7 protein-coding genes are annotated in these 9,496 nt (G+C 72.0%); 6 read left to right on the forward strand and 1 reads right to left on the reverse strand.

Annotation, left to right across the window (positions count from 1 at the left end):
• Positions 1-27 precede the first annotated feature (27 nt).
• The 5 genes from PUR26_RS26655 (at position 28) to PUR26_RS26675 (ending at position 6,777) form a co-directional block, all read left to right on the forward strand.
• The gene (locus tag PUR26_RS26655; protein WP_329875829.1) at positions 28-1,161 is read left to right on the forward strand and encodes an SIS domain-containing protein; all 1,134 of its coding nucleotides are present in this window, start codon (positions 28-30) and stop codon (positions 1,159-1,161) included.
• Positions 1,162-1,357: 196 nt separating this feature from the next.
• A complete protein-coding gene (gene manA / locus PUR26_RS26660; protein ID WP_329875831.1) occupies positions 1,358-2,563 on the forward strand; it encodes a mannose-6-phosphate isomerase, class I in 1,206 nt (401 codons plus the stop codon).
• Between the two features lie 87 nt (positions 2,564-2,650).
• Positions 2,651-3,628, forward strand: a complete 978-nt coding sequence (locus PUR26_RS26665; RefSeq protein WP_329875832.1) for a cation diffusion facilitator family transporter — start codon at positions 2,651-2,653, stop codon at positions 3,626-3,628.
• Positions 3,629-4,583: 955 nt separating this feature from the next.
• Complete coding sequence (gene ahcY / locus PUR26_RS26670; RefSeq protein WP_329875834.1) at positions 4,584-6,041, forward strand: adenosylhomocysteinase; 1,458 nt, start codon at positions 4,584-4,586, stop codon at positions 6,039-6,041.
• Between the two features lie 121 nt (positions 6,042-6,162).
• Positions 6,163-6,777 (forward strand): hypothetical protein, encoded by a 615-nt coding sequence (locus PUR26_RS26675; protein ID WP_329875836.1) that lies wholly within the window; start codon positions 6,163-6,165, stop codon positions 6,775-6,777.
• Between the two features lie 224 nt (positions 6,778-7,001).
• Here the strand turns inward: PUR26_RS26675 and PUR26_RS26680 are convergent, their stop codons facing one another.
• Positions 7,002-8,012, reverse strand: a complete 1,011-nt coding sequence (locus PUR26_RS26680; RefSeq protein WP_329875838.1) for an RDD family protein — start codon at positions 8,010-8,012, stop codon at positions 7,002-7,004.
• A gap of 119 nt (positions 8,013-8,131) precedes the next feature.
• Between PUR26_RS26680 and PUR26_RS26685 the strand changes: the two genes are divergently transcribed.
• Positions 8,132-9,139, forward strand: a complete 1,008-nt coding sequence (locus PUR26_RS26685) for a stage II sporulation protein M (protein WP_329875840.1) — start codon at positions 8,132-8,134, stop codon at positions 9,137-9,139.
• The last annotated feature ends 357 nt before the right edge of the window (positions 9,140-9,496 follow it).

Below are 9,496 nucleotides of genomic sequence, written 5' to 3' on the forward strand. Positions count from 1 at the left end.
CCGTACGGCGATCGGAGGCCCCACCCCATGCTCGACGAGTCGCTGCTCGACGACCCGGAAGCCCTCGCCCGAGCCGACCGCCGCGGTCTCCTCCGCGGGGCCGCCGAAGCGGGCGCGCGGGTGCGCACCGCCGCCCGCCACGCCGCCGAGGCCGGTGTCGCCGAGCTGAACCCGGAGGGCCGGCCCCGGGCCGTCCTCGTCGCGGGCCCCGGCACCGCCGCCGCCGGCGTCGCGGACCTGGTCGCCGCGCTCGCCGGGGCGTCCGCCCCGGTCACCCGGCTCCGCCCCACCGGCGTCGCGGCCGCCGCGGGTGCCATGCGCTGGGCGCTCCCCGGCTGGGCGGGCTCCGTCGACCTGCTCCTGATCGTCACGGCGGACGGGTCAGAACCGGGCCTCGCCCTCCTGGCCGAGCAGGCGTACCGGCACGGCGTCACCGTCGTCGCCGTCGCCCCCAGGCGCTCCCCGCTCTCCGAGGCCGTCGACGGCACGCACGGGCTGGTGGTCCCCATGGCGGCCGCGCCCCACGAGCCGTACGAGGAGACCCAGGCGGCGGGCCCCGGCGCGCTCTGGGCCCTGTTCACGCCGCTCCTCGCGCTGCTCGACCGCGTGGGCCTGGTCGACGCCCCGGCCGACGAGCTCCAGAGGATCGCCGACCGGCTCGACCGCACCGCCGAACGGTGCGGACCGGCGATCGCCACGTACAGCAATCCGGCCAAGACGCTCGCCGCGGAGCTCGCCGACATGCTGCCCATCGTCTGGACGGAGGGGGCGGCGGCGGCTCCCGCGGGCCGCCGGTTCGCCACCGTACTGGCCGAGCTGGCGGGCCGGCCGGCCCTCGTCGCGGAGCTCCCCGAGGCGCTGCCCGCCCACGGCACGCTCCTCGCGGGCGATCTGGCGGCGGGCGCGAACCCCGACGACTTCTTCCGCGACCGCGTCGAGGAACCGCAGTCGCTCCGCGCCCACGTCGTGCTCCTGCGGGACGGGTCCGCCGCCGGGCTGAGCGCCGCTCCGGCCGCCCGCGAGCTGGCCCTCAGCCACGAGGCCCCCATGAGTGAGATCGAGCCCGAGGAGGGCAGTGACCTCGAAAACCTCGCCGAACTGCTGGCCGTGACCGACTTCGCGGCCGTCTACCTGTCACTGGCGACGGGCGGCGACGCCTAGACCGGCGCCCGGCACGCCGTCGGGACGGCCCCGGCGGCCACGTCCACCGGGCACCCCGGGCGACGGGCGCCGCGGCCCCCAGCACCGCCATCCGCCGGACCGGGCCGTGGCACCCCCTCCCGGAAGGGCACCGGCCTCGCCCGGGGGTCACCGACAGCAGGCACCACCGCGTACGAGGAAACACCGAAGGACACCCATGGACCGCCTCTCCAACACCGTCCGCCCCTACGCCTGGGGCTCCACGACGGCCATCCCGGAACTGCTCGGCACCGCCCCCACCGGCGAGCCCCAGGCCGAGATATGGATGGGCGCCCATCCCGGCGCGCCCTCGCGCGTCAGTCGTGGCCTCCGCCCCGGTGTCGCCGCCGGCTCCGGGGAAGGGGCCGGCGGACCCGGACAGGCGCTCTCCGACGTCATCGCGGCCGCGCCCGAGACCGAGCTCGGCCCCGCCACCGTCGCGAGGTTCGGGCCCCGCCTCCCCTTCCTGCTCAAGATCCTCGCGGCCGGAGCGCCGCTCTCCCTCCAGGTCCACCCCGACCTCGCCCGGGCGAAGGAGGGCTACGCGGCCGAGGAGCGCGCGGGTGTCCCGATCGACGCCCCCCACCGCAACTACAAGGACGCGAACCACAAGCCCGAGCTGATCTGCGCGCTCACCCCGTTCGAGGGACTCTGCGGCTTCCGGGCCCCCGGCGAGTCCGCCGAGCTCATGGCCGCCCTCGGCGTCGACTCCCTCAAGCCGTACGTCGACCTCCTGTACGCCCACCCCGAGGACGCCGCTCTGCGCGAGGTGCTGACAGCCGTACTGTCCGCCGACCCCGCCGGGATGGCGGCCACCGTCACCGAGGCCGCCGCAGCCTGCGAGCGCCTCGGCGGTGACCACGCCCCGTACGCCTCCCTCGCGCACCACTTCCCCGGCGACCCCGGCGTCATCGCCGCCATGCTCCTCAACCATGTCCGGCTCCAGCCCGGCGAGGCCCTCTTCCTGGGGGCCGGTGTCCCGCACGCGTACCTGCACGGCCTGGGCGTGGAGATCATGGCCAACTCCGACAACGTCCTGCGCTGCGGCCTGACCCCCAAGCACGTCGACATCCCGGAACTGCTCCGCGTCGTCCGTTTCGAAGCGATGGACGCGACGGTGCTGCGCCCCGAGGCGTCACCGTCCGGCGAAGAGGTCTACGACACCCCGATCGACGAGTTCCGCCTCTCCCGCTTCGTACGGCCCGAAGGCGTCGCCCCGGTGGACGTCACCGCTTCCACGCCCCAGATCCTGCTCGCCACCGCGGGCACTCCCCGGGCGGGCGAGATCGCACTGGCCCCCGGCCAGTCCGTCTTCGTCCCGGCAGGCGAAAAGGTCGAACTGTCCGGGACAGGCACGGTTTTCCGGGCCACCGTGGTGGCCTGAGGAACCACCGGCCCGCACTGCTGCAACAATGTGCGGCCGTACGAAACAGCCACCCCTCCAAGGCACTACGAAGGGACACCCGCACGCATGAGCGCGTCAGGCGGAACCAAGGCGATCGTGGCGGCGCTCGCCGCGAACCTCGCCATCGCGGCGGCGAAATTCGTGGCGTTCCTCTTCAGTGGGTCGTCCTCGATGCTCGCGGAGAGCGTGCACTCGCTCGCGGACTCGGGCAACCAGGGGCTCTTGCTCCTCGGCGGCAAGAAGGCCCAGCGCGAGGCGACACCGCAGCACCCGTTCGGCTACGGCCGCGAGCGCTACATCTACGCCTTCCTCGTCTCCATCGTCCTCTTCTCGGTCGGCGGCATGTTCGCGATCTACGAGGGCTACGAGAAGATCAAGGAGCCGCACGAGATCGAGGCCTGGTACTGGCCGGTCGGCGTCCTGGTCTTCGCGATCATCGCCGAGTCCTTCTCCTTCCGGACGGCCATCAAGGAGTCCAACCCGCTGCGCGGGAACCTCTCCTGGAAGGAGTTCGTGCGCCGCGCCAAGGCTCCCGAGCTGCCCGTCGTCCTCCTGGAGGACCTGGGCGCGCTGGTCGGCCTGGTCCTGGCGCTGGGTGGTGTCGGCGTGGCGCTGCTCACCGGCAACGGCGTCTGGGACGGCATCGGCACCCTCTGCATCGGTGTGCTGCTCATCCTGATCGCGCTCGTGCTCGCCGCCGAGACCAAGTCGCTGCTGCTGGGTGAGTCCGCCGGCGTCGAGGAGGTCAGGAAGATCGAGGGGGCGCTCGTCGACGGGGACACCGTCACCCGCGTGATCCACATGCGTACGCTCCACCTCGGCCCCGAGGAACTGCTGGTCGCCGCCAAGATCGCGGTGCAGCACGACGACACGGCCACCGAGGTCGCGAACGCGATCAACGCGGCCGAGGCGCGCATCCGGGCCGCCGTACCGATCGCCCGGGTGATCTACCTGGAGCCCGACATCTTCAACGAGTCGGCAGCGGCGGCGGGCGTCAACCCCGCCAAGGCCCCGGGCGGCCCGACGCCCGACGGCGCCCACTGATCCCAGCCGCGAACCGGCCCGTCCACGGGCCCGGACGCTCCCGGCCCCCAGGCCCCCGGACCATACGGTTCGGGGGCCTTTCTGGACGCCGGCCGCCGGCCCTGGCCCCATCCCCGGCCGTCGACGCCGGCCCGGCCGAGGCATGCCGGATCCGGGCCCGGTCCCGGCCGTCGACGCCGACGTCGGCCCCGGCTGCGCCCGGGCTCTGTGGCGGCCCCGGCGTGGAGCTCGACCCCGGCGGAGCCTCCAGAGGCGTCACCTCCAGCCGGACCGACAGGCCCCTCGGCGACCCCCACCACCGGCACCCTCTTCCCGGTGAACCCGGTGAACCCGGCGAACCGGGTGAGGACGACGTCCTTGCCGTAGGCCGATCACGCCGCCGGTCTGTCCGACGTCGTTGCTGAGGCGCACGTTCTCGGCACCGATCGAGCCGTGGGCCGCCACGTCCCTCCCGGCACCGAGAGCCGCCACCGCGGCGCGCCGGCCTCTCCGCCGCCATGGAGGTGGGGGGCGCCCGCCGGGCCGGCGGTCACCGCGAGCGGCTCACCTTCCGCTGCTTGCTCTTCGGGCCGATCACGTCGTTCTCCTGGCGCTTCGTTGCGCAGACCGGTCGAGTCCCCCCGGTCCACGGGCATCCTGCAACAGGCCGGAACGGCGCCCGAAGCCCCCGAACCCGGTGATCCCACGGGCGTCCCCACGCCCTCCCTCTTGCTACGGAGGCCGGGATACGGCCGGATCCAGGCCCCGGGCGGACTGTGGGCCGACGGAGCGACCGGTGTAGATTCGTTACCAGAGCCAGACGTCGCTGCTGATGGCGGTCGGGCGGTCCATCACAGACCGGCCGAGGGAGAGAGGGCCTCCGACGACTGCGCTGCGAGTGCCCGGGCATTCTTGTGTCCGTCACCGCAGAGCCAGTCCTACCCACCCTCGACCGACATACGAGGAGCAGCTCCACATGACGACTGTCGCCGATCGACAGGACTTCAAGGTCGCCGATCTCTCCCTGGCCGAGTTCGGCCGCAAGGAGATCACCCTCGCCGAGCACGAGATGCCGGGCCTGATGGCGATCCGCTCGGAGTACGCCGCCAGCCAGCCGCTCGCCGGCGCCCGGATCACCGGCTCCCTGCACATGACCGTGCAGACCGCCGTACTCATCGAGACGCTGGTCGCCCTCGGTGCCGAGGTCCGCTGGGCCTCCTGCAACATCTTCTCCACGCAGGACCACGCCGCGGCCGCCATCGCGGTGGGCCCCGACGGCACCCCGGACAACCCCCAGGGCGTCCCGGTCTTCGCCTGGAAGGGCGAGACCCTGGAGGAGTACTGGTGGTGCACGGAGCAGGCCCTGACCTGGCCGAACACCCCCACCGGCGGCCCGAACATGATCCTGGACGACGGTGGCGACGCCACCCTCCTCGTCCACAAGGGTGTCGAGTTCGAGAAGGCCGGCGAGGCCCCGGACCCCGCCACCGCGGACAGCGAGGAGTACGGCTACATCCTGCGCCTCCTCAACCGCACCCTCGGTGAGAACCCCCAGAAGTGGACCCTCCTCGCCTCCGAGATCCGCGGCGTCACCGAGGAGACCACCACCGGCGTCCACCGCCTGTACGAGATGCACCGTGACGGCTCGCTGCTCTTCCCGGCGATCAACGTCAACGACGCCGTCACCAAGTCGAAGTTCGACAACAAGTACGGCTGCCGCCACTCCCTCGTGGACGGCCTCAACCGCGCCACCGACGTCCTGATCGGCGGCAAGGTCGCGGTCGTCTGCGGTTACGGCGACGTCGGCAAGGGCTGCGCGGAGTCCCTGCGGGGCCAGGGCGCCCGGGTGATCATCACCGAGATCGACCCGATCTGCGCGCTCCAGGCGGCGATGGACGGCTACCAGGTCACGACGCTCGACGAGGTCGTCGGCCTGGCGGACATCTTCATCACCACGACCGGCAACAAGGACATCATCATGGCCGCTGACATGGCCAAGATGAAGCACCAGGCCATCGTCGGCAACATCGGCCACTTCGACAACGAGATCGACATGGCCGGCCTGGCCAAGATCGACGGCATCGTCAAGGACGAGGTCAAGCCGCAGGTCCACACCTGGACGTTCCCCGACGGCAAGAAGCTCATCGTGCTGTCCGAGGGCCGCCTGCTGAACCTGGGCAACGCCACCGGTCACCCCTCCTTCGTGATGTCCAACAGCTTCGCGGACCAGACGCTGGCCCAGATCGAGCTGTTCACGAAGCCCGAGGAGTACCCGACCGACGTCTACGTGCTGCCCAAGCACCTCGACGAGAAGGTCGCCCGGCTCCACCTCGACGCGCTCGGCGTGAAGCTCACGACGCTCCGCCCCGAGCAGGCCGCCTACATCGGTGTCGAGGTCGACGGCCCCTTCAAGCCGGACCACTACCGCTACTGACGGCGCCCGTGCACTGACGCACGCCCGAAGCAGGTGACAGGCAGGCCCCCGCACCCCCGTGTCGGGGGCCTGCCCGTGTCTCCCGGCTCGCCTACCGCCGACCCCGAGGACCCCAGGACTCATGCCCCGCGGCCGCTATTCGCTCCATGATCCGCACGATCACACCCCCCTCGGTGAAGAACACTTCCACTGCGCCCCCGGCCCCTCCGGCTGGCGCTACGTCTCGCAGATCACCACCCCCTCCGGCGACCACGCCGGCTCCGTCGACCTGGCCCTCGACGACCTCGGCCGCCCCATCCGTCTGCAGCTCCACGCCGGTCAATGGCAAGTGCGAGGCGCCGCACTCGACGGCGTCACCTGGGTCCGCACCGATCCCACCGGCACGTACGCCACCGAAGGCAATGTGCGCGCCCACGCTTTCACCGGCACGTCCCCGGCGTTCCTCGTCGCCACAGCCCGACTTCTGCGCCTCACCCCCGCTTCCCCCGCGACACGGGTCCGCCTCGTCGCCTTCACGGACCCGGTCCTCGCCCCCCGCACCGTCGACCAGTCCTGGGCCCTGGTGAAGAGTGAAGCGCACGCCACTGACAACGGCCCTCTGGCCGTGGACGAATACCAGGTCAGCGCCCTCGACACCGGAGAGCGGCACACGGTCCACATCGCGGGCGACGTGGTGCTCGCAGCCCCTGGCGTGGAACTCGAAGACCTTGAGACGCCGCCATCGGTCTTCACCTGAGCCGAGGAAGCGGCGTCGACCGGGGGCCGCCCGGGGCCGCATCCGCCAAGTCACCCGGCCGCCCGGGGCGGCCCCGCCAGATCCCACCGTTGCCGCCCCGCTCGCCTGGTCGGCCGCGAGGCCGGACGGCTCCGCCACGAGGGCGTCCGGCGCCCTGCGCCCACAGACAAGCGACACCGCGCCACCACCCAGGCGGGTCCCGCCATTCCCAGAACGCCCGTTTCCTAGGCGGGAGGCGCGAACCCCGTGGCGGACGGCGGCGTCCGCTCGTCGTCCGGGCCGGGCTCCCGCAGGGTCTCGGGCGCCCCGGTCACAGAGGGCGCACTCGCGCCGGAAGCCGTGACCCGACCCCCGTCGGCCGTGACCGCGTCCCACGACCCGAGAGCGGCGCCGGCCGTATCCGGCCCGCTCACGTCCACCCGCGCCCCCTCGCCACCGGCGCCCCGCCGCCCTGCCACGACCGCCTGTTCCGCCACGGCCGTCCGCCCTGACGCGAAGGCCCGCCGCGCGTCCCGAGCCTGCCTCTCGTTCACCACACCCGCCAGGTAGTCCACCGCGGGCACCCCCTGGGGCGGAGGCGTGCCGGTCCGGGCGACGAGTTCGTCCGCCAGCCGTTCCGCCAGCGCCCGCCCCACCTCCGCGTCGAGCTGCCGCATCCGCGTCAGGTACTGGCGGATCGCCGACCACAGCTCGTCCGGTACGGCCGACAGGTCCAGCCGGGCGAAACGCCCGACGAGCCAGGGCGGGGGAGGAGGCACCGCCGACGCCCTGGCGGCCGGAACCCGTTCCCGTACGACGAGCGTCCCCGCGAACACGTCGCCGACGCGCCGCCCCCGCGCCGACACGAGCGAGGCGATGCAGGCCACGACGCCGAAGGTCATCAGAATCTCGACCATGCCGATCGCGCCCCGCACCAACGCGTGACGGAACCGGATGGGCCCCCCGTCGTCCCGCACCACCCGGAGCCCGCAGGCCAGCTTCCCCAGCGAGCGCCCATGGCTGAGCGTCTCCACGGCGATCGGAGCACCGATCAGAACCAGCAGAAAGGACGCGATCGACACGGCCGTCACGGCCGCCTCGTCGAGCGACGCGGTCGCTATCGCCAGCCCGACGGATATGAGCAGATACGCGGTCCACACCAGCGCCGTGTCGATGAGCAGGGCCAGCGCCCGGCTGGGCAGCCGCGCCGGCTGCAATCCGAGGACGACGGCATCCCCCGTCACCACCCCACTCACGGCGCCCACCCTTCCTCGGCCTTCCCCAACCCCTCCGAACGCCAGTCTGCCAAGCTGGCCCGCAGCGCGCCGCAGTAGTACGAACCGTACGCACCCAGTGCCTGGAGCAGCAGCCGATCATGGACCTTGACGTCTACGTCACCGCCCACCGAGCCGAGTGGGACCGCCTCGACCAGCTCCTGCGCCGGGGCGGCCGTCTCACGGGCGCCGAGGCCGACGAGCTCGTCGCCCTGTACCAGCGCACCGCGACCCACCTGTCCCTGATCCAGTCGAGCGCCCCGGACCCCCTGCTCACGGCCCGGCTGACGCAACTCGTCGCCCGCGCCCGTGCGACCGTCACCGGCACACGAAGGGCTTCCTGGAGAGACGCCGCCCGGTTCCTGACAGCCGGCTTTCCCGCCGCGGTCTACCGCTCGCGCCGCTGGTGGGTGCCCACGGCAGTGCTGTCCACGCTCCTCGCCGCGATCATCGGCTGGTGGATCGGCACCCACCCCGAGGTCCAGTCGGCCATCGCCGCTCCCGAGGAGCTCCGCCGGATGACCCGGCCCGGCGGAGAGTACGAGACGTACTACTCCAGCCATCCGGCCGCCTCCTTCGCCGCCCAGGTATGGACGAACAACGCCCAGGCCGCTGCCATGTGTCTGGTCCTGGGGGCGTTCCTCTGTGTCCCGGTGCTGTGGATCCTCTTCCTCAACATGCTCAACCTCGGCGTCGGCATCGGCCTGATGTCCTCGGCCGGCCGACTCGACACCTTCCTGGGCCTCGTACTCCCGCACGGCCTGCTCGAACTCACCGCCGTCTTCGTCGCCGCCGGCACGGGCCTCCGTCTGGGCTGGACCCTCATCGACCCCGGCCCGCTGTCCCGCCGGGACGCCTTGGCCCAGCAGGGCCGAGCCGCCATTGGGATGGCAATCGGCCTCGCCCTGGTCCTCTTCGTCGCGGGTGTGATCGAGGGCTTCGTGACCCCTTCCGGCCTGCCGACCTGGGCCCGCATCGCCATCGGCATCGTCGCTGAGCTGGTGTTTCTCGCGTACGTCTATGTCCTCGGCGGCCGTGCGGCCAGGGCCGGCGACACAGGGGACGTCGAGACCACCGACCGCAGCGCCGTGCTCCCCACCGCCGCCTGATGTGCGACCAGCCCTGCTGACCTGCTAGTCTCCTCTTCGCCCACAAAACCCGTTGACACGGCAGATGTGGGGAGGTAGATTTGAACGGTTGCCTCGAACTGGACAAGTTCGGGAGCGGACGTTAGAGTCTCTCTCACTCCGGTCGGAAATGGTTTTTCCGCGGAGCCACCCGATTCCTTATCCGGGTCACGAAGCCGATCAGATCGGTGAAAATGATTCTGATAAAGTCGGATCAGCCGAAAGGCAAAAGGCCCCCAACGGCCACCGGAAACAGAATCCAGACCGGAAACGGAACGGAAAAAGAATCTGGTAAGGTTGGAACCGCCGGAAAGGGAAACGCGAAAGCGGAGAACGGCC

Source organism: Streptomyces sp. SP18CS02 (genome assembly GCF_036322365.1).
Lineage (GTDB): Bacteria > Actinomycetota > Actinomycetes > Streptomycetales > Streptomycetaceae > Streptomyces.